This window comes from Streptoalloteichus hindustanus (assembly GCF_900129375.1).
Lineage (GTDB): Bacteria > Actinomycetota > Actinomycetes > Mycobacteriales > Pseudonocardiaceae > Streptoalloteichus > Streptoalloteichus hindustanus.
The window spans coordinates 336569-356092 of the sequence record NZ_FQVN01000005.1 but is presented as its reverse complement, the minus strand read 5'-3'; the positions used below and the strand labels follow the sequence as shown (position 1 = coordinate 356092).

Below are 19524 nucleotides of genomic sequence, written 5' to 3'. Positions count from 1 at the left end.
AATGGCGGGCGGGGCGGAGGACGGGACGATCCGCGTCCTCGTCGTGGACGACCAGCAGGCCGTGCGGGAGGGGTTGGCCGCGCTGGTCGAGCTCTCCGACGGGTTCGAGGTCGTGGGCCAGGCCGGGGACGGGGCCGAGGCCGTGCGCCTGGTCGCCGAGACCAGCCCGCACGTGGTGCTGATGGACCTCCGGATGCCGGTGCTGGACGGGGTCGCGGCCACCGCGCGACTGCGCCGGCACCACCCCGACGTCGCGGTGCTGGTGCTGTCGACCTACGCGGACCACGACCTGGTCGCGGCCGCGCTGACCGCGGGCGCGCGGGGCTACCTGACCAAGGAGGCGAGCCGGGCGCAGATCACGACGGCGATCCGGTCCTGCGCCCAGGGGCAGTCGACGTTCGACGCGGCGGTGACGGCCCAACTGGTCGCCGCCCTCCCCGGGGCGGGCGGCGCCCCGAGATCAGCGGCCGGGACGCGCGACCTCCCCGACGGGCTCACCAACCGGGAACTCGACGTGCTCACCCGCATCGCGCGCGGCCTGTCCAACGCCGAGATCGCGGCGGAGCTCTCCGTCGAGGCGTCCACGGTGAAGACGCACATCAACAACGCCTTCGCGAAGATCGGCGCCCGCAACCGGAGCGACGCGGTGCGCTACATGTACCACCACGGCCTCGCGGGAAACCCGTGACAGCTCGGGAGAACCGGACACAGGACGGGCCCACGGCCGGTGTGGCCGTGAGCCCGCCCGCGGTTGCGCGTCCCGTTGATCAGCTCAACTCGCCGTCGTAGTCCGGGAGCTGGAACCGGCGGTCGTAGTAGCCGCCCTCGAAGTCCGTGTCCCGGTTGCCGATGTTCGCGGTGATGCGGTAGCCCTCAGCGGTGAACTTCTTGCGGCAGCGGAGCTTCCCCTCCGCGTTGCGCTCGCCCTTGCGCTTCAGGCAGATCTTGTCCGGCTCGTAGCCGGCCCGCCGGAGCTGGTCCAGCGCGCTCTCCTCGTGGCCGACCTTGCGGGCCGAGACGATGAGCACCGTCATGCCCAACCGCTTCGCGTGCCGGGCGGCCTCCAGCACCGGCTTGTTGGCCCGGCCCCGGTGGTACTCGGTCTCCAGCGCGGTGTTGTCGATGTCCAACACGATCGCCGCGTTCCGACCCCGCGCGCTGTCGAGGTACTCGTGGACCCCCTCCAACGACTCCCGGACGTCGCGCTGCCACTGCTCGTAGCTCGGCAGGTCGCTCTGGGCCGCGTGAGCGGTCGTCGCGGTCAGCGTCATGGCCAACGCGGAGACCAGCAGACCGACAGCTTTGGTCCGCAGTCGCACCATTGTGGACCTCCATCCTTCCTCGGGCGCGCGGTTCGCCAGTCCGCGAGCGATTCCCCGGCGTGCGCGAGCACACGCGCGAGGGGGGACCGACCACTGTGTCGATCCAGTCGTGGACGCCCCTCCGACTTCGCGCGAAGGGGCTGGACGGGAACGCGGTGCGTCGTTGGTTCCGCGGTCCGTCCGCTGGCATCGGCGCCTGACGGCTTCCTCTCCGCGGGATCATGCACCATCCGGGACGCGCTGTCGTCACTGTCGTGCCACTGGCAGCGTGCGGCACCGAAGGATCGCCACGCGGGGCCGGAAAACCAGGAACCGCGGACAGAATCCCCGTGAAACCCGGGCGACGGACGGAATTCGGAGCAGCGGGGAGATGCCGGGCACCTCGGCCGGGCGGGCACGCGCGGCCGTGAACCGCTTGATCAACCAGTCATCCCGACGTCGAGGCCCACACCTCAGGGGATCGCGCGTCCACCGCGATCCATACCATGTCGCGCATGGACGCGCCCGACCTGACCCGGCACCTCGGCCACCTCGGCCTCGGCGCGTGGGCCGTCTCCGCCTACCAGGCCCTCCTGTCCACCGGGCCGATGACGGCGGACCAACTCGCGGCCGCCGTGCCGGGACCGGCGTCGGAGCTGACAGATCTCCTGGAGACCGGACTGGTGGCCCTGACCGGCGACGCGGAGCCGCGCTACGTCCCGGTGCCGCCGGCGACCGGGCTCGACGTGCTCAGCCTCCGCCGCCGGGCCGAGCTCGAACAGGCCAGGGTGGCGACCCAGCGGGCGTACGACGCGTTCCGGCGGCACCTGTGCGGGCAGCCCACCGAGGACCTGGTCGAGGTGGTCACGGGCGCGGCCATCCCGGAGCGGATCAAGCAGCTGACGCACAGCATTCCCCGGCAGGAGGTCCGCCGGCTCGACTCCCCGCCGCACTTCTACAGCAGGGTCAGGAACGAGAGCGAGGAGCGCCAACTCCGCGAGGGCATCTCCTACCGCGTCGTGTACTCCCGGAGTTCGCTGCGCCGGCCGCACTACCTGAAGGAGAACATCGTGCCGTGCATGAAGGCCGGGGAACAGGCGCGGACCCTTCCCCGCGTCCCGGTCAAACTCTCCGTTCTGGACCGCAGCATCGCCTTCGTGTCCTTCACCATCGACGACACCGAGCGCAACGACTCCCTGCTGATCGTCCGCCCGTCCAGCCTCTTCCGCGCCCTGGAAGGACTGTTCGAACTCTGTTGGCGCTCCGCGTCGCCCCTCGACATCAACGGCGGGACGCACGCCCACCGGCTCCGGGCCCACGACCGGATGTTGTTGGCCCTGCTCGCGGCCGGCGCCGACGACGACTCGATCGCCAGGGAACTGGGCATCAGCAAGCGGACCTTCTTCCGCCGGCTCAGCCTCCTGATGGAGCAGGCAGGGGCGACCAGCCGGTTCCAACTCGCGCTGCACGCCTCCCGCAACGACTGGCTCTGACGCCCCGATTCGGGCAGGGACAACCAAACCGGACCAGATCTGTCGACAGTTCTCGACGGGCGGACCCCGCCGCCGGCGGCGGGCTACTGTTCCTGGCCATGGCCGATCCCTCCTCACTGAGCACCACCCAGGCGTTCTACGACGCCATCGCCGTCGACTACGCCGAGCTGTTCCGGACCGAGCTCGACGTCAAGCCGGTGGACCGCGCGCTGCTCACCGCGTTCGCCGAACTCGCGCGCACCGCCGACCTCGGTCCGGTCGCCGACCTCGGCAGCGGTCCCGGCCACGTGACGGCGCTCCTGCACTCGCTCGGCGTGGACGTGTTCGGGGTCGACCTGTCGTCGGAGATGGTCGCGGTGGCCCGCCGACTGCATCCCGGTCTGCGCTTCGACCAGGGCTCGATGACCGCACTCGACCTGGCCGACGGCTCTCTCGGCGGCGTCGTCTCGTGGTACTCGCTCATCCACACGCCGCCGGAGCTCCTGCCGGCGGTGTTCGCCGAGTTCCACCGGCTGCTGGTCCCCGGCGGGCACCTGCTGACCGCCTTCCAGGTCGGCGACCGGCCGATGCACGTCGAGCAGCCGTTCGGCCACCCCGTCTCGCTGGACTTCCACCGGTTGTCGCCCGACCAGGTCGAGGACCTGTTGCGAGCAACCGGTTTCATCGTCAACGTCCGAACGGTGCGCGAGCCCGTCTCGACCGAGAAGACCCGGCAGGCCTGTCTCCTGGCCCAGAAGCCGGCGATCTCCTAGCCCGCACGCGCCGTCCGCCCCCGCCGCGTCTCGACGGGGACGGGTGCCGGAGACCTCGGCAGAGGATCAGTCGCTGACGGAGCGGAACCGGACGTCGTGGTTCTCCGCGTCCGCCGCCGCGAAACGCAGGAGGCGCAGTCCTTCCCGCACCACGTCCTCCTCGTCCACTGTAGACAGTGGTGTGAAGAGCCGGACGACCAGGGAAGCGGTGTGCCCATCGCGCGTGATCTTCCAGAGACCCCGCACGAAACCGTCGACGGTCACTGCCGCCTCGACACCGACGTGCTGGCGCTGTTCGTCGGTCATCATGCGGGTGCGGTCGGCGTGGGCGAGGACCACGTTGTCCAGCGCGGCCAGGAAACGCACGGGCGCCGGCACGTCCGGTTCGGGTCGTGGCGCATCCGGGAGGTCGAACAGCTCCCGCCCGGCCTCGCTCCGGAACACCAGCAGTCCCGGCCGGAGCGAGTCGACCACCTCGCGGAGCCGGGTCAGCCCACTCCACGCCTGGACGTCCTGGACGGAGGCCGGTCCGAAGGCCGCGAGGTACCGCGTGACGAGGTCCCTGGCGGAGGGCGCGTCGGTCAACGGCCGGTCGAGCCACTGGTCGGCGAGCGCGAAGGGTGTCCTGCCCCGTCGCCCCCAGGTGCCGTCGGGCGGCGGGTGCACCACCGGCAGCAGGCCCTGGACGGATCGGGCCAGCGCGACCGGGTCCCGCCCCGGCCAGCGCTCGGTCAGCACCCGGCCGAGCTCCGGTCGGGTCAGGGTGGTCCCGTCGAGGGCGGAGCGCGCGACGGCGGCCAGCTCGGCGAGGTCGATCCCGGCGGTGGCCTTCCCGAAAGCGCCCTTCTGCCAGCGGTCCAGCAAGGGCTGCAACAGCGGCCGGAGCCACCGGTAGTCCTCGGCGGTGACCAGGTGTTGGGTGCCCCGCATCAGGGTCGCCCGGACGATCTCCCGTTGGCACAGCGACTCCGTCAGGTCGTCGAGCCGGAAGGACGACATCCGGTTCCACAGCCCGACGTACGGCGGGTCGGGGTCCTGGCCCTGGAGGCCGACGAGGTGCCCCACCACGTCGAGGACGGACGTCTCCGCCCGCCGCAGCAACAGCTGCCGGGCCAACGTCGCCCGGTTGAGGCTTCGACGGGTCAGGACGGACACGGCTCTCTCCGTTCACAGTGCACAATGGACAGTCACAGGGGACGCGGGGCACGGCGACCGCCATCACTCCTCAACTCCGAGTCAGGCCGCCGTGCCCCGCACCAGCGGCGCGTCAGCCGCCGAAGGCGGTGGCGTTCTCCCGCACCCACTGCGCGAAGGTCCTGGCGGGTCGGCCGGTGACCTCCTCGACGGTGGGCAGGACGGTGTAGCCGGCCTCGGGCGGGTTGGTCCGCATCATCAGGAAGAACTCGACGTCCTCGTCGGAGAAGCCCTGCGCCCGCCACCGCGCGACGATCTCGTCCCGGCTGAGCTCCACGTACCGCACCTCGCGGCCGAGGACCTCGCCGATCACGCGCACCTTCTCCGGCGGGGTCAACACCTCCGGCCCGGTCAGCCAGTACTCCTCGCCGGCGTGGCCCTCGTGGGTCAACGCGGTCGCGGCGACCGCCGCGATGTCCCCGTCGTGGATCATCGCGCTCCTCGCCTCGGCGAACGCCTCGCGGACGACGCCCTCGTCCCGCACGGACTCGGCCCACTCCAGGGCGTTCGACATGAACTCCACCGGCGCCAGGAACGTCCACTCCAGACCGCTGGCCAGCACGGCCTCGTCCAGCGCGGTGCGTTCCACCTCTCCCTTGAGGACGGTCACCCTGCGCACGCCGGACTTCCGCGCCAGGTCCATGATCTCTGCGCCGTTGCTGAGCGGCGAGTAGTCGTCGCCGCCGAAGCCGATCAGGTGCGCGGCGTCGACGCCGGTGAAGGCCGAGGACAGGCTCGCGGTGTCGGCCAGGTTGCCGGCGACCGCCTCGACCCCGGCGGGGAGGTTCGCCCTGTCCGGGTTGCGGGTGAGGGCGCGGACCTGGTGTCCGGCGGCCAGGAGCTGGTCGACGAGGGGACGCCCGACATTGCCGGTGGCGCCGCACACGAGAACGTTCAGGGATTTGTCATTCGCCATGGGAGGGACACTAGGAACGATGGAGGACAACTCGTGTCCTCGTTCGGCACGAGGACCGGTCCATCTCGAAAACCGATCCATATCGAGAACCTCAGTGCGGTTGCTCCTGCGGTCACTCCGCCTGCTGGGCCTGCTGCGGGTGATCCCACTCACACCACGGCTCCGCCCACTGTCCGCAGTAGACCTTCCTGACCTGCTTGTCCGAGTGTCCGCCGGCTGGTGTCGGCTTCACCGTCCGGCGCCACCGTCCCCTGCCCCCGTCCAGCATCGCTGTCCAATATCGCTGTCCAGTGTCGCTGTCCTACGTCACGGACGGACCGCCAGCGAGCGCGATCGCGGCGCGCGGGTGGTATGCGGCGACAGCATGGCGCTCGGGACGGCGACTGTGCAGGGTGTTGCCCGGCACCCCTGACGGTGGAGGGAGAACCATGTCGCACCCCGAAGGAACCTGGTGGAAACCCACTCCGGGCCTGCAGTGGCAGTACCAGCTCAGCAGCCCGGTGAAACTCGACGTCGACGTGCCGGTGTACGACATCGACGCCTTCGAGAACAGCGCGGAGGTGGTCGCCGCGCTCCACGCGGCCGGCCGGAGGGTGATCGCCTACGTCGACGTCGGGGCGGCGGAGCGGTACCGGCCGGACTACGACGCGTTCCCCGCCGAGGTGTTGGGCCGACGGGTGGGCGGCTGGCCGGACGAGCGGTGGTTGGACATCCGCCGGCTCGACGTGCTGGGGCCGATCATGGCTCGCCGGTTCGACATGTGCCGGGAGAAGGGGTTCGACGCGGTCGAGGCGGACATGGTCGAGGGCTACGACCACCGGACCGGCTTCCCGCTGACCGCCCAGGACCAGCTCGTCTACAACCGGTTCATCGCCGACCTCGTCCACGAGCGCGGCATGGCCGTCGGTCTCAAGAACGACCTCCCGCAGATCCCCGAGCTGCTCCCCCACTTCGACTTCGCCGTGAACGAGCGGTGCGTCGAGTACGAGGAATGGGCTCCGCTCCAGGCCTTCATCGCGGCCGGCAAGCCCGTGTTCCACGTGGAGTACGACCTCCCGCTCCGCAGGTTCGCCCGGATCACCGCGCCGCTGGGCTTCAGCTCCATCCGCAAGCGAGTCGATCTGGACGCCCGCCGCTGGGCCCACGGCTGAACCCGGGACCGAGCCCGTGACCGAGCCCGCGGGCGGGCCACTCCTCGTGCCGGCCCCTGCCGTCAGGCCACCCGGCGTGACCAGGACGAACGCCACCCCGGCGAGAATGGCGCCACCGGTCGCCTGCGGGTGCCCACGACCGGGGTTTGACCTTCCCCCTGGGACAGAGCGCACCGTCGGGTCACCGGGCGGGGGCCCGGCACGAGGAGGGAGACATGGCCAGACTGAGCATCGGCGAGTTCGCCCAGGAGTCGGGGCTCACGCCGAAGGCGTTGCGGCTCTACGACGAGCTCGGGTTGCTGCCGCCCGCCGACGTCGACCCGCGCTCGGGGTACCGGTCCTACGACCCGGCCCAGCTCGGCAGGGCCCGCCTGGTCCTGTGGCTGCGGGGGCTCGGCATGCCGTTGGCCCGGATCAGGGTGGTCTGCGACCTCCCCCCGCACGCGGCGGCCACCGAGGTCGCCTCGTACTGGCGTCAGGTCGAGGCCGACACCGCCGCGCGGCGGGAACTGGCCGCCTTCCTCGTCGACCACCTGTCCAGAAAGGACATCACGATGGCCGACGTGCCGACCGCGGTGACGCTCGTCTCCGCGGCCCACAACGATCGCGGACTGGTGCGTGTGTCCAATGAGGACGCGGTGCACCGGGGCAGGACGCTGTTCGCCGTCGCCGACGGTTTCGGCGCCCAGGGACTGGACCGCGCGGCGAGCACCACGGCACTCAACGCGCTCACCGCACTGGACACCGCCGAGATCACGGGAAACCTGTTGAAGGCGTTGGGAGCCGCGGTGGAGGGCGCGCGCACGGCGGTGCGCGACCTCGCCACCTCCAGCGCCGCCCACGAGAAGGCCGGAACGACACTCACGGCGATGGTGTGGTCCGGCACTCAGGTGGCGTTGGCCCATGTCGGTGACTCGCGGGCCTATCTGCTGCGAGGAAGGGACCTCAGCCAGATCACCCACGACCACACCTTCGTGCAGTCGTTGGTGGACGAAGGAAAACTGACTCTTGAGGAGGCGCAGTCGCATCCGCGACGCGCGACGCTGTTGCGGGCGCTGCACGGCGAGGACACGACGGAACCGGACCTCCACCTGCGGGAGGCGCACGTCGGCGACCGGTACCTGCTGTGCACCGACGGAGTGCACGCCGTGCTCGCGGAGCGGGATCTCCAGCACGTGCTCGACTCGGCGAGCACAGCGCAGGAGGTGGTCGACCGGATCGCCGAGCTCGTTCGGAGCGCCGGCGCGCCGGACAACTTCGCGTGCGTTGTCGTGGACGCGCTGACCAGTTGATGACCTGGTAGTCGCTGACGATGTCCGTCCCCCGGGGCGACCCCGGGGGACGGACACCAGGTCAGCCGCGGGCGAAGGAGAGGCCGGCCGGCTGGTAGGGACGCAGCGCCGCCTCGGCGGGCAGCGGGTTCCCGGTCGCGCGCTCGGCAGCGCTCAGCCGCGCGCCCGTGTCCGGCGTCGGAATGGGAGCGCCCGGACAGGACTCGTTGGACACCTTGCCCTCACGGAAGTACGTCACCGCCTTGGCGGCGCACGGCAGGTCCATCAGCGAGCCGTGCACGTCGTCCTCCACGGTCAGCAACGCGCCGCCGATCTTCTTCCGCATGGACAGCGCCCAGGGCAGCGGGGTGACCGACTCGTAGCTGTGGCCGACGAGCTGGAGCGAGCTGGTGTTCTGCTTCAGGTTCCACGGCTGCACGGGCAGCGGCCATCCGGTGCACCTGCTCGCGAAGTGCGCGATCCCGCCGGCGGCCGGGTACAGCCGCTTCCGCTCCTGCCAGTCCTTCCAGATGGTTTCGAAGTCCCGGCTGTTCAGGCCCTCGTTGCAGACCACGGCGTGGTTCTGGAAGTCGTTGCCGTACTCGAACCGCTCGTCGAAGCCGAACCGGGGGTCGCGGCCGGCCTTCTCCGCCGCTGCCGCCGCCTTCGCCTCGGTCTGCCTGGCGAAGTCGGGGACGTCGCCGTCGCGAATCGTCGCGAGATCCTTGGCCCACCGGGACCAGAGTCCGCGCGGCGCCAGCATCAGGCGGGTCACCGCCTCCCCGTCGATGACGATCTGGGACTGGCCCGACCCGATCACCCGGGGCGCGCTGGCCAGTTGGTCGCGCAGAGCGAACAACGCCGTGCGGACCTCGGCGGCGGTGGCGCCGAACTGGTAGACGCTGTCGTAGCGCGCGATCCAGGAGGTGAAGTCGTTGAACCGGTTCTCCGAGGCCGCGTCCGTGTCGTGGTCGATCGCCTTCAGGTCGAACCTGGCCGGCATGACGGAGTCGAGCAGCATCCGGTCCAGGTTGCCGCCGAAGAGGCTGCGGTAGGCGGCGCCCAGGGCCGTGCCCCACGAGATCCCGTAGTAGCTGATCTTCTTCTCGCCCAGCGCGACCCGGATGGCGTCGACGTCCTTCGCGATCGACGCGGTGGTGAGCTGGCGGGCGAAGTCGATGTCCTTCTCGGCGCAGCGCTTGTAGTAGGCGGCCCGCTGGTCGGACCGGAACTTCGCCTTCTGCTTGTCCGTGAAGCTCGACGGCGGGTCCTCGGTGTCCTGCGGCAGGCGGGAGCACTTCAGCTTGTCGCTGTAGCCCACGCCACGCGGGTCGAACCCGATGATGTCGTACTCCGCGGCCAGCGGAGCCAGTTCGCTGCCGGGGAACGCCAGGGGCAGCGTGATGCCGCTGCCGCCGGGGCCGCCGGGGTTGGTGACGACGACGCCCCTGCGCTTGGCCGGGTCCGCGGCCTTCAGCCGGCTCACCGCGATGTTGATCTTACGGCCGTCCGGCCGGGCGTGGTCGAGGGGAACGCTCAGGGTGGCGCACTCGGCCTTCGTGTCGCCCCTGGTGAACTCGTCCCACCCGTTCGCAACCTTGGCGCAGGTCTCCCACTTCAGGGTCCCCGCGGGGGCGGGCTCCGCCGCGACGGCCGTGGGCGCCAGTAACGCCAGGCCGGCCGCCGGAATCGCCGCCGCCATGGCGAACGCCGCCACCCGCACAGCAGGTTTTCTCGACATCGACACCTCCCGTTTCACGATGTCTTTCACCCCAGCCTGCTGACCGCCGCCTCCACTTTCATCAACCTCTGGTCCGATCACGGTTCCGAAGATCTCCGGGTTGTCCGCAGTGGACGGCGCTGGTATCCCGCGCACGCGCCTGCCCGCGATGTTCTTCCCGGCACAGGTGTTGACGAACCCCCGGGACGGGTGTGACCCACGGAACGATCTCGGGTCTTGCCATCCGGCCGCCGGGTTCCGTACGGTGCTTCGCATGGGTTCCCTGTGATCACAGCGCGCACGACGCGTTGAGCCACGCTCCGCTGTCGTCGCGCTCATCCGCGCACCGGCGTCTCCGCACGACTCGCGTCGAGTCACGCCGTGCGCGGATTCGTCTTTGATCCGTTCCTTCCGTCCGGCCTCGGCCGGGGACAGGGGGCGCCTTCATGCGTGCCGCGCAACTAGCCCTACACAACATCACCAAGCACTACGACGAGCACGTCGTGCTCGACCAGGTGTCCCTCACCGTGAAGCCGGGCGAGAAGGTCGGCGTCATCGGGGACAACGGATCGGGGAAGTCCACGCTGCTGCGGCTGCTCGCCGGGCAGGAGCGGGCCGACAACGGGGAAGTCACCGTGGTCGCGCCCGGCGGGGTGGGCTACCTCGCCCAGACGCTGGACCTCCCGGCCGAGGCCACCGTCCAGGACGCCGTCGACCTGATCCTGGCCGACCTGCGTGACCTGGAGGCCCGGCTCCGGCGGGCCGAGGCCGGCCTGGCCGGCGCGACGGGGGCGGAACTCCGCTCCGCCATGGCCGCCTACGCCGGGCTGGTCGAGGAGTACGAGGCCCGCGGCGGCTACGAGGCCGACGCCCGGGTGGACATCGCGCTGCGCGGGCTCGGGCTGCCGGGCCTGGAGCGCGGCCGGACGCTGGGCACCCTGTCCGGCGGGGAGCGGTCCCGGCTGGCGCTGGCCGCCACGTTGGCGTCGGCGCCGGAGTTGCTGCTGCTGGACGAGCCGACCAACGACCTCGACGACGCGGCCGTGGGTTGGCTGGAGGCCCACCTCCGGGAGCACCGCGGCACCGTTGTCGCGGTCACGCACGACCGCGTGTTCCTGGAACGGCTCACCACAACGATTCTGGAGGTCGACAGTGGCAAGGTGACCCGCTACGGCGACGGTTACGACGGCTACCTCCGGGCCAAGGCCGCCGAGCGGCGACGCCGGCTCCAGGAGTACGAAGACTGGTGCGCCGAGCTGGACCGGAGCCGGAAACTGGTCGCCAGCAACGTGATCCGCCTGGACGCCATCCCGCGCAAGCTCCCGTTCGCCGTCTTCGGCCACGGCGGGTTCCGCTCGCGGGGACGTGGTCACGGCGCGATGAGCCGGATCCGCAACGCCAAGGAGCGGGTCGAGCGGTTGACCGACAACCCGGTCGCGCCGCCGCCCGAGCCGCTCGTCTTCACCGCCAGCATCACCACCGCCGATCCCGGGACGCGGGAGGCGGACGTGGCGGCCGAACTCGTCGACGTGCGCGTCGGCACCCGGCTCCACCTCCCGTCGCTGCGGGTCCGGCCCGACGAACGGCTGTTGGTGACCGGCCCCAACGGCGCGGGCAAGAGCACGCTCATGCGGTTGCTGGCCGGGGAGCTGAGGCCGGACACCGGCTCGGTGCGCGTGCCGGGGCGGGTGGGACACCTGAGGCAGGAGGAAACTCCGTGGCCGTCCCACCTCACGGTGCCGCAGGCCTTCGGCAGGGGGCGGGTCGGCAGCATGGAGGAGCACACCGAGACGCTGCTCTCGCTCGGCCTGTTCAGCCCGTCCGACCTGCGGTTGCGGGTGGGCGAGCTCTCCTACGGCCAGCGGCGGCGGATCGAGTTGGCCCGCCTGGTGAGCGAGCCGGTGGACCTGCTGCTGCTGGACGAGCCCACCAACCACCTCTCCCCCGCGCTCGTCGAGGAGTTGGAGGAGGCGTTGGCGAGCTTCCAGGGCGCGCTGGTGGTGGTCACGCACGACCGCCGCATGCGATCCCGGTTCACCGGGTCGCACCTGGTGTTGCGAGGCGGCCACGTCGAGGAGTTCCTGGCCGCGTAGAAGGGAAACGCGTGTACTGAGAGTTGTTCGCCGTGGAATGTCCACTCAGGACAGTCCACTGGAGACATACCTTGTGGGCGCCGGGCCGCTCGCGCGGCCCGGCGCCCACAGGGACTTACCGAAACCGGGCCGCCCGGAACATCCGGCGGCGTCGCGCAATCCCCAGCCTTCGGGATTTCCGGCGGCCCCGCCCGCCGGAAGGCTGGTCCCCGTTCCCTCCACACCGGGATGGAGGTGGGACGCCGGCCGCCCGCCTCCGGCCGGGGTGTCGCGTGTTGCTGTCAATCCCCAGGTCTCGGGGTTCCTCCCCGCCTCGCTGTCACGCCAGAGTCGGCCCTGACACCGAGAACGGCGACCAGTGGGCGAAGAGGAGCCAGGATGAATCGTGACCGAGTGTTGGCAGCGTTGGGAGTCGGGGTTTTCGTGGTCGGCAGCGCGTTCGCCGCGCAGTCCGCCTCCGCCCAGCCGACCCCGCAGTCCGCGAGCGGCCCGTCCGTCAAGTCCGACCTGACCACGGGCGAGGACGTGGTGCGGCAGACGACGGCGAACGTGCGGCTCCAGCCCACCGGCGGCACGCCGGCGACCGTGCTCCTCGTGTCGCTCTCGCCCGGCTCCTGGGTGCTGTCCAGCAACGTGACCCTCGTCAGCTGGGGGCCGAGCGACTACACCAGGTGCGGCCTCTACGTGAACGAGAAGGGCGTCGGCGGTGCGGCCACCATGGTCGGCGGTCCCTCGCCGAGCGGCGAGCCCACCGGGGTGTACGTGGCCACCCTCAGCGTTCACGGCGCGTTCACGAGTGGCGAGAACACCACGGTGAGCCTCCGCTGCGCCCACGACCACAACCGGACCGCGAGCGAAGCGGCCTACGTCGACCCGGGCGCGACGTTGTGGGCGCACAGGAGCTGAGCGTCCACCTCATCCCCGAGCGCACCCCACGACAGCGTCAGGGGCGTCAGCCCGCCCCTGGCAATCGCAAGTCCTCTGTGGACAATGCTGTGCGGTCGCCCACCGTGCCCCACGACACCTGTCGATCACCTGCCGCGGCAGGACGGATGGGGCCATACTCCCTCCATGGCCGCTGACACGGGATCCGTTCGCCGCAACCTGCCGGAGGCGGCCAGGGTCGCGCTGTCCGTGTCCGAGCTCGGGGCCGAGATCTCCCGCCAGGTGGGGCTGGTCGTGCCGCACGACGGCTACCTGGCCGTCGGGCTCGACCCCCTCACCGGCGTGGGTTGCTTCCACACGAAGGAACACGCGTACAGCACCGCCGCCGCCCGCTGGATGGAGCGGACGGACGCCCTGGACAACGACGTCGACCCGTTCTTCCGGCTGATTCGGGGACCGCGCCAGGTCGGGGTGCTCAGCGAGGGATCGCCCGAGCACCGGCACAGCCCCCGGCTGCACGAGATCGTCATCGCCGAGGGCTTCAGCAGCGAGCTCCGCATGGCGTTGGCGGTGGACGGCACGGCGTGGGGCGCCCTCGTGCTCATCAGGGAACGGGGCCGGCGGCCCTTCTCCCCGGACGAGGCCGCACTGGCCCAGGACCTCGTGCGCCCCCTCGCCTCGGCGCTGCGGCGCTTCGTGGGCGGGAAGGCCCTGCGGCCCGGCCGGCTCGCGCTGCCACCGGGTGTGGTCATCGTCGGCGCCGACGACACGATCACCTCGGCGACCGACTCCGGCCGCCGCTGGCTGGACGAGCTGGCCCGCGACTGCGCCACCGTCGACGACGAGCTCGCGGGTCTGCTGTGGAACAGCGCGAACATGGCCCGGCGGGCCGACGACGCCGTGACCACGCGGATTCCCACCCCGAACGGCTGGGTGGCGCTGCACGCGGAACCGCTCCACCCGCCCGCGACCGACGCGGTGGCGATCACGATCCAGACCGCGCCCACCGCGCTGCTCCTGCCCGCGATCGCCGCCTGGTACGGCCTCACCACCCGCGAGCACGCCGTCCTCGCCGAGGTCGTCCGGGGCCTGCCCGCCAAACTGATCGCCCGCCGGCTCCAGCTCTCGCCGCACACCGTGAACGACCACCTCCGGGCCACCTACCGCAAGACCGGGGTGAACAGCCGCGACGAACTCCTCGCCGGCATCTCCGGCTGAACCGCTCCACCCGTCCACCCACACCAGCCAAGGTCTGTCCACAAAGGACATAACTGGGTGGCCTGCGGCTCCCGACGCGTGATCAGCTAGCGGTATGAGTCTCACTGTCGACGTGTTCGTCCTTGATGAGAACGACGAGATGCGGTTGCTGGACCTCCCGCCCGCCTGCTCGGACCTCGCCGGGTTCGAGGACTGGCGCACCCTGGTGTGGGGTTCGGAGCGCGTCCGTGCGCTGGGCGCGCGGTACTTCCCGGTCCTGGCTGATGGCGACCTCGTCGCGCCGGAACAGGTGCGGGACTTCCGCCGGGAGTGCGCCCTGCTCGCGGCCAACCTCGACGCGATCGCGCCTCCGCCGGAACCGGGATGGTCCCACGAGCGCTTGGTGGACGGGATTTCCTTCCGCCTCGCGAACATCACGGACGCGGCCGAGCGCGCCGAGGACGTCGGCGGCGGGGTTCTGGTGTGGTGAAGCCGGGCTTTCCCGTCACCGGGTGAGGCCGAGATCCCGCAGCGAGGACAACGCCAGGGTCGCGAGGCCGGTGGGCGAGAACACGCTGCGGAAGATGGCCAGCGCGTCAGCGCGTTCCGGCTCCGGTTCACGGCCGACGGCGAGGACCTGGGCGGCGGGGACGGCGAAATCCTCCAGGGCGCGCACGCACTGGTGGTAGGCCAGGCGCGCGGGGTCGACGTCCACCGGGCCGTACCCATCGAAGAACCACGCCTGCTCCTGCGAACTGACCTGTGCGAAGGGAAGCACCCCGCCGAGCACGAACAGGAGATCCTGTTCCCTGGGGGCCAGCACCGCGTCGTCCCAGTCGATCAGCCACACGCGCCCGCCCTCCCCCACCACCACGTTTCCCAGGTGGGCGTCGCCGTGGCAGACCACACGGGCAGCCCGCCGAACACGGTGATCAGAGCTCAGATCCTCTGCCGCGCCGAGAAGCACCGCGACGAGCTCGGCCACCGCCGCCCACTCCTCAGTCAGCGCGCGGACAAGCTGGTCAGCCGACTCGGCGGCCGCGCGCACCTGTTTGTCCACATCGGACACGAGAGATGTCCAACGCCTGTGGGCGCGCTCCTCGCGGGGCAGGACCTCCGCGACCGGATCACCCGGCGTGAGGGCGTGGACCCGCGCCAACAGCGTGCCGTAGGACACCCAGTGGCAAGCGGTCATCCCGCCGTCCAGCGCCCCGCTTCCCGACACCCACGGCACCAGGGACAGACGTCGGCCTTCCCGTTCGCTCCACAGGTTCCCGGAGCGGGTCGGCACCGGGGCGACGACTCCCGGCACGCCGCGTTCCCCCAGCCAGGCCGGCACGAGGAGCCCCGCAGGTGATCCACCCCCACTCCGCTTGATCGCGTACTGGGCGCCGCCGTCGGCCACGCCGCGCCACACCTCCGCCGCGACGTCGGCTCCCCGGTCGACTCCGGTGACGGCGACCAGCTCGACGCCGAAGTCCTCCCACACCCACGCGCGCAGGCGGTCGTCCAGGCGGTCGTCCGGATCGGCATGGCGCACGACCACGAGATCCCCTTTCCCTGTGCGACAACAGGTGGCGGCCCGGTCCCCGGAGTGCCAGCGCCTCCGGGGACGGGCCCACCTCGGACGATCATGCCGCAGCGGAGGCGGTGACCTGCGCGCCCGGTCAGTCGGGCAGGACCACCAGGTCGAGCTGACCGAGCCGGGCCGGATCGGCGAGGATGTCGAGCGCGACGACCCGCCCGTCCACGATCGTGAAGCCCAGCACCGAGACCGGGACCCCGTCCGCCGTGCTGACCACTCCGGCGGCTCCGTTGACCCACGCCGGGTGTCCCGTGTTCGAGGTCGCGAACCGCTGGTAGGTCATCGCCTGGCTCGCCACCGCCGCCGCGCCGCGCAGGACCCGCAGCCCACCCGGCTCCCCGGCGCCGGTGTCGACGCGCAGCACCACGTCGGGGTCCAGCACGGAGACCAGGGCCTCGAAGTCGCCGCCCCGCGCCGCGGCCAGGAACGCGTCGACCACCTCGCGCTGCCGTGCCAGGTCGGGATCGGGCGCCGGGGCGGCGCCGCGCACCCGGCGACGGGCGCGGCTGGCGAGCTGCCGGGCCGCGGCCGGAGTGCGCCCGACGATCACGGCGATCTCCTCGAAGGGCACGGCGAACATGTCGTGCAGCACGAACGCCAACCGCTCGGCGGGCGCGAGGGACTGGAGCACGACCAGCAGGGCCAACCCCACGGAGTCGGCCACCAGCGCCTCGTGCTCCGGGTCCGTCCCGTCCACCGGACTGACGACCGGGTCCGGCAGAGTGTCCACAGTGTCCTCCCGACGGGCGGCGCGTGAGCGCAGCATGTCGAGGCAGACCCGCCCCACGACCGTGGTCAACCAGCCACCGAGGTTCGCCACGTCGTCGGCGTCGGCACGGCTGAGCCGCAGCCAGGTCTCCTGGACGGCGTCGTCGGCCTCGCTGAGCGAGCCGAGCATCCGGTAGGCCACCGCCCTCAGGTGGCCCCGGTGCGCCTCGAACTGGTCCACCAGGAACTCGTGTCCGGCCACGGTCACATCCCCCTCGTCACGATCCGTCGAATCGTTGACGAATCCAACACGACCGATGTGACAAGCCCCTGGTCATCGCCACGAAGTGGGCCAGGACACACGCCGCCCGGCCCCGTGGGCGATCACATGCGTTCCGGCGCGGCGATGCCGAGAAGGCCGAGCCCCCGACTCAGGGTCCGCGCGGTGAGCTGACACAGCGCCAGCCGATTGCCCCGGACCGGTTCCGCGGAGCCGAGCACCGGACACACCTCGTAGAACGCGGTGAACGCGCGGGCGAGGTCGTAGAGGTAGCCGCACAGCCGGTGCGGCTCCAGGGTTCGGGAGACCTCGATGAGCGTGGCGCCGAACCCGTCGAGGGCCAACGCGAGCGCGCGCTCCTCCCGCTCCATGGGCAGTTCGGGGTCGACCTCGGGATGGCTGTCGCCGGCCCGGCGGAGGATGGAGCGGATCCGCGTGTGGGCGTACTGGAGGTACACGCCGGTGTTGCCGGTGAAGGAGACCATGCGGTCCAGGTCGAAGACGTAGTCCCTGACCCGGGACGTCGACAGGTCGGCGTACTTGACGGCGCCGATGCCGGCCCGTTCGGCGATCTGGTCCAGCTCGGCGGGGCTCAGGCCGTGGTCCCGGTCCGCGACCACGGCCCTGGCGCGGGCCACGGCCGCGTCGAGGAGGTCCGTGAGCCGGACGGCGCCGCCGGCCCGGGTCCGGAACGGACGTCCGTCGCGGTCGAGGACGGTGCCGTAGGCGACGTGGGTGGCCTCGGCGTCGTCGGTGAGCCACCCGGCTCGGCGGGCCGCCTCGAAGACCAGGCGGAAGTGCAGGGCCTGGCGGGCGTCGGTGACGTAGAGCAGGCGGTGGGCCTTGAGGTCGCGCAGGCGGTGGCGGATCGTCGCCAGGTCGGTGGTGTCGTAGCCGTAGCCGCCGTCGCGCTTGCGCAGCATCAGCGGAACCGGCGCGCCCTCGGGGCCGGTGACCTCCTCGGAGAAGATCACCAGCGCCCCGGCGCTGTCCACGGCGATGCCCGCGTCGACGAGTTCGGACGCGGTGGCGGCGAGCACCGGGTTGTAGGAGGACTCCCCCACGGAGTCCTCCGGGGTGAGGAGCACGCCGAGCCGGTCGTAGACGGCCCGGAACGCCTTCTCCGACTCGGCCACGATCTCCGCCCACCGCGCGAGGGTGGCCGGCTCGCCGGACTGGAGCGCGACGACCCGGGCGCGGGACCGGTCGGCGAAGGCGGGGTCGGCGTCGAACGCCGCCCGCGCGCTCCGGTAGAGCTGGTCCAGCGCGGACACCGCCGAGACGTCGCCGGCGAGGTCGGCCTGCCGCCAGGAGATCTCCGGGTGCTCGTCCAGGTACTGGATGAGCATCCCGAACTGCGTTCCCCAGTCGCCGAGGTGGTTCTGCCGGACGACCTCGGCCCCGAGGAGGTCAAGCACGCGGGCGAGGCTGTCGCCGATGACGGTCGTGCGCAGGTGGCCGACGTGCATCTCCTTGGCGATGTTGGGCGCGGAGTAGTCGATGACGGTGCGGCGCCCCCGCTCCGGCGTCCCGACGCCCAGCCGGGGGCTGGCCAGTCGCGCCGCGACCTGCGCCCAGACCGCGTGCTCGGCGAGCGTGATGTTCAGGAAGCCCGGCCCGGAGCGCTCCACGGCGGCGACGGGTCCACGAGCCGGGTCGAGCGCCGGGGCGAGATCAGCGACAAGATCAGCGGCGAGGTCCGCCGGCTGGACGCGGAGCCGGCGGGCGAGGGCGAGGGCGGCGTTGGACTGGAAGTCGGCGCGGTCGGATCGGCGGACCACGGGGTCGGAGCCGGCGAGTTCGGGACGCGCTCGGGTGATCGCCTCGGACACGACGTGGCCGATCTGGTCGAGCAGCGGCAGGACCTCGTGGTCGTTCACTGCGCTTCCCCCATGCCGGAGCAATGCCGTCGCCGGCATTGTTCCAGTCCCGCTTGCCGGCCACGACGGACTTTTCCGGCTCGCGCCGGAGCCGTCCGCACCATTCGTCCACTATGGACAAACATGGCGCCGGGAGCTCCGGGGAGCGCGTGGATCAGGGATGGCATGTCAGGGCTCCTATCCCGGGTGACCACACGATCGAATGAATCGCGAAGGCGCCGGCAACTCCGGGATGGCTGGTGGTCGCGAGGGAAACCGCGTGGCGGAACGTGCGGGTCGACGTGATGATTTCCACATGGCGCGAACGTTCGAGGAGCTGGTGGCGGAGGCCGGCTCGGTGTCCGTCGACGGCTGGGACTTCTCCTGGTTGGAGGGGCGGGCCACCGAGGAGCGGCCGTCGTGGGGGTACCAGCGGCTGATGGGTGAGCGACTGGCCGCCGCCTCCGCCGCGCTGGACATCCAGACCGGTGGTGGCGAGGTCCTGGCCGGCGCCGCGAAGTTCCCGCCCACCATGGTCGCCACCGAGTCCTGGCCGCCGAACGTCGACCGCGCCACCAGGCTGTTGCACCCGCGGGGCGTCGTGGTCGTCGCGGACCCGGACGAGCCGCCGCTGCCGTTCGCCGACGCGGCCTTCGACCTCGTGACCAGCCGTCATCCGGCGTCGGTCTGGTGGGCGGAGATCGCGCGGGTGCTCCGGCCCGGGGGGACCTACCTCGCGCAGCACGTCGGGCCGGCCACCGTGTTCGAGCTGGTCGAGTACTTCCTCGGGCCGCAGCCCGAGGCGCGCCGCCGGCGCCACCCCGACGACGAGGCCGCCGAGGCCGGTACCGCCGGCCTGACCGTGGTGGACGTGCGCGCGGAGCGGCTGCGGATGGAGTTCTTCGACGTCGGCGCGGTCGTCTACTTCCTGCGCAAGGTGATCTGGACCGTGCCCGGGTTCACCGTCGACCGCTACCGCGACCGGCTCCGCGAGCTGCACGAGCTGATCGAGCGCGAAGGCCGCTTCGTCGCCCACTCCTCGCGGACCCTGATCGAGGCCCACAAGCCGGCCTGACCGCCGCTCCCGGGCGCGTGACCGCCGCGGTCGGAGCCCGAGGG

General features: G+C 71.6%; 17 protein-coding genes. 10 read left to right on the top strand and 7 right to left on the bottom strand.

Annotated elements, in window-relative coordinates:
* Position 1: 1 nt before the first annotated feature.
* On the top strand, positions 2–688 hold the full coding sequence (locus tag BUE43_RS17445; RefSeq protein ID WP_073484402.1) for a response regulator transcription factor: 687 nt from the start codon (positions 2–4) through the stop codon (positions 686–688).
* 79 nt (positions 689–767) lie between these two features.
* Here BUE43_RS17445 and BUE43_RS17440 read toward each other — a convergent pair whose 3' ends face one another.
* Positions 768–1322, bottom strand: a complete 555-nt coding sequence (locus BUE43_RS17440; RefSeq protein WP_073484400.1) for an HAD family acid phosphatase — start codon at positions 1320–1322, stop codon at positions 768–770.
* Positions 1323–1816: 494 nt separating this feature from the next.
* On the opposite strand from BUE43_RS17440, the gene BUE43_RS17435 reads away from it, so the two are divergent.
* Together BUE43_RS17435 and BUE43_RS17430 are read left to right on the top strand one after the other, a co-directional pair.
* Complete coding sequence (locus BUE43_RS17435; protein WP_073484398.1) at positions 1817–2794, top strand: hypothetical protein; 978 nt, start codon at positions 1817–1819, stop codon at positions 2792–2794.
* A 98-nt stretch (positions 2795–2892) separates the two neighbouring features.
* Positions 2893–3546, top strand: coding sequence for a class I SAM-dependent methyltransferase (locus BUE43_RS17430; protein WP_073484397.1), 654 nt, complete (start codon positions 2893–2895; stop codon positions 3544–3546).
* Between the two features lie 66 nt (positions 3547–3612).
* On the opposite strand, the gene BUE43_RS17425 is transcribed toward BUE43_RS17430, so the two are convergent.
* Together BUE43_RS17425 and BUE43_RS17420 are read right to left on the bottom strand one after the other, a co-directional pair.
* Positions 3613–4701 (bottom strand): winged helix DNA-binding domain-containing protein, encoded by a 1089-nt coding sequence (locus tag BUE43_RS17425; RefSeq protein WP_073484395.1) that lies wholly within the window; start codon positions 4699–4701, stop codon positions 3613–3615.
* A gap of 112 nt (positions 4702–4813) precedes the next feature.
* Positions 4814–5656, bottom strand: coding sequence for an SDR family oxidoreductase (locus BUE43_RS17420; protein WP_073484393.1), 843 nt, complete (start codon positions 5654–5656; stop codon positions 4814–4816).
* 428 nt (positions 5657–6084) lie between these two features.
* On the opposite strand from BUE43_RS17420, the gene BUE43_RS17415 reads away from it, so the two are divergent.
* Complete coding sequence (locus BUE43_RS17415; protein WP_073484391.1) at positions 6085–6807, top strand: endo alpha-1,4 polygalactosaminidase; 723 nt, start codon at positions 6085–6087, stop codon at positions 6805–6807.
* A 215-nt stretch (positions 6808–7022) separates the two neighbouring features.
* Positions 7023–8099, top strand: coding sequence for a MerR family transcriptional regulator (locus tag BUE43_RS17410; RefSeq protein ID WP_073484389.1), 1077 nt, complete (start codon positions 7023–7025; stop codon positions 8097–8099).
* A 61-nt stretch (positions 8100–8160) separates the two neighbouring features.
* Here BUE43_RS17410 and BUE43_RS17405 read toward each other — a convergent pair whose 3' ends face one another.
* Entirely contained in the window at positions 8161–9819 is a 1659-nt protein-coding gene (locus tag BUE43_RS17405) for an alpha/beta fold hydrolase (RefSeq protein WP_083959819.1), read from the bottom strand.
* Between the two features lie 425 nt (positions 9820–10244).
* On the opposite strand from BUE43_RS17405, the gene BUE43_RS17400 reads away from it, so the two are divergent.
* The 4 genes from BUE43_RS17400 (at position 10245) to BUE43_RS17385 (ending at position 14463) form a co-directional block, all read left to right on the top strand.
* The gene (locus BUE43_RS17400; RefSeq protein WP_073484386.1) at positions 10245–11891 is read left to right on the top strand and encodes a TlrC/CarA/OleB/SrmB family ABC-F type ribosomal protection protein; all 1647 of its coding nucleotides are present in this window, start codon (positions 10245–10247) and stop codon (positions 11889–11891) included.
* A 378-nt stretch (positions 11892–12269) separates the two neighbouring features.
* Positions 12270–12797, top strand: coding sequence for a hypothetical protein (locus BUE43_RS17395; RefSeq protein WP_143174218.1), 528 nt, complete (start codon positions 12270–12272; stop codon positions 12795–12797).
* A gap of 165 nt (positions 12798–12962) precedes the next feature.
* Positions 12963–13994: a LuxR C-terminal-related transcriptional regulator gene (locus BUE43_RS17390; protein ID WP_073484382.1), complete on the top strand. Its 1032-nt coding sequence runs from the start codon at positions 12963–12965 to the stop codon at positions 13992–13994.
* A gap of 94 nt (positions 13995–14088) precedes the next feature.
* The gene (locus BUE43_RS17385) at positions 14089–14463 is read left to right on the top strand and encodes a hypothetical protein (RefSeq protein ID WP_073484380.1); all 375 of its coding nucleotides are present in this window, start codon (positions 14089–14091) and stop codon (positions 14461–14463) included.
* A 15-nt stretch (positions 14464–14478) separates the two neighbouring features.
* Here BUE43_RS17385 and BUE43_RS17380 read toward each other — a convergent pair whose 3' ends face one another.
* The 3 genes from BUE43_RS17380 to argS form a co-directional block, all read right to left on the bottom strand.
* A complete protein-coding gene (locus BUE43_RS17380; protein ID WP_234995774.1) occupies positions 14479–15519 on the bottom strand; it encodes a phosphotransferase enzyme family protein in 1041 nt (346 codons plus the stop codon).
* A 121-nt stretch (positions 15520–15640) separates the two neighbouring features.
* Positions 15641–16528 (bottom strand): RNA polymerase sigma factor SigJ, encoded by an 888-nt coding sequence (gene sigJ, locus BUE43_RS17375; RefSeq protein ID WP_073484958.1) that lies wholly within the window; start codon positions 16526–16528, stop codon positions 15641–15643.
* 122 nt (positions 16529–16650) lie between these two features.
* On the bottom strand, positions 16651–18426 hold the full coding sequence (argS, locus tag BUE43_RS17370) for an arginine--tRNA ligase (protein WP_073484378.1): 1776 nt from the start codon (positions 18424–18426) through the stop codon (positions 16651–16653).
* 295 nt (positions 18427–18721) lie between these two features.
* Between argS and BUE43_RS17365 the strand changes: the two genes are divergently transcribed.
* Positions 18722–19480, top strand: coding sequence for a class I SAM-dependent methyltransferase (locus tag BUE43_RS17365; protein WP_073484376.1), 759 nt, complete (start codon positions 18722–18724; stop codon positions 19478–19480).
* Positions 19481–19524: the final 44 nt, after the last annotated feature.

Coding starts and splice junctions, on each gene's coding strand:
- BUE43_RS17445 (WP_073484402.1), top strand. CDS start 2: ATGGCGGGCGGGGCGGAGGACGGGACGATCCGCGTCCTCGTCGTGGAC.
- BUE43_RS17440 (WP_073484400.1), bottom strand. CDS start 1,322: ATGGTGCGACTGCGGACCAAAGCTGTCGGTCTGCTGGTCTCCGCGTTG.
- BUE43_RS17435 (WP_073484398.1), top strand. CDS start 1,817: ATGGACGCGCCCGACCTGACCCGGCACCTCGGCCACCTCGGCCTCGGC.
- BUE43_RS17430 (WP_073484397.1), top strand. CDS start 2,893: ATGGCCGATCCCTCCTCACTGAGCACCACCCAGGCGTTCTACGACGCC.
- BUE43_RS17420 (WP_073484393.1), bottom strand. CDS start 5,656: ATGGCGAATGACAAATCCCTGAACGTTCTCGTGTGCGGCGCCACCGGC.
- BUE43_RS17415 (WP_073484391.1), top strand. CDS start 6,085: ATGTCGCACCCCGAAGGAACCTGGTGGAAACCCACTCCGGGCCTGCAG.
- BUE43_RS17410 (WP_073484389.1), top strand. CDS start 7,023: ATGGCCAGACTGAGCATCGGCGAGTTCGCCCAGGAGTCGGGGCTCACG.
- BUE43_RS17405 (WP_083959819.1), bottom strand. CDS start 9,819: ATGTCGAGAAAACCTGCTGTGCGGGTGGCGGCGTTCGCCATGGCGGCG.
- BUE43_RS17400 (WP_073484386.1), top strand. CDS start 10,245: ATGCGTGCCGCGCAACTAGCCCTACACAACATCACCAAGCACTACGAC.
- BUE43_RS17395 (WP_143174218.1), top strand. CDS start 12,270: ATGAATCGTGACCGAGTGTTGGCAGCGTTGGGAGTCGGGGTTTTCGTG.
- BUE43_RS17390 (WP_073484382.1), top strand. CDS start 12,963: ATGGCCGCTGACACGGGATCCGTTCGCCGCAACCTGCCGGAGGCGGCC.
- BUE43_RS17385 (WP_073484380.1), top strand. CDS start 14,089: ATGAGTCTCACTGTCGACGTGTTCGTCCTTGATGAGAACGACGAGATG.
- BUE43_RS17365 (WP_073484376.1), top strand. CDS start 18,722: ATGGCGCGAACGTTCGAGGAGCTGGTGGCGGAGGCCGGCTCGGTGTCC.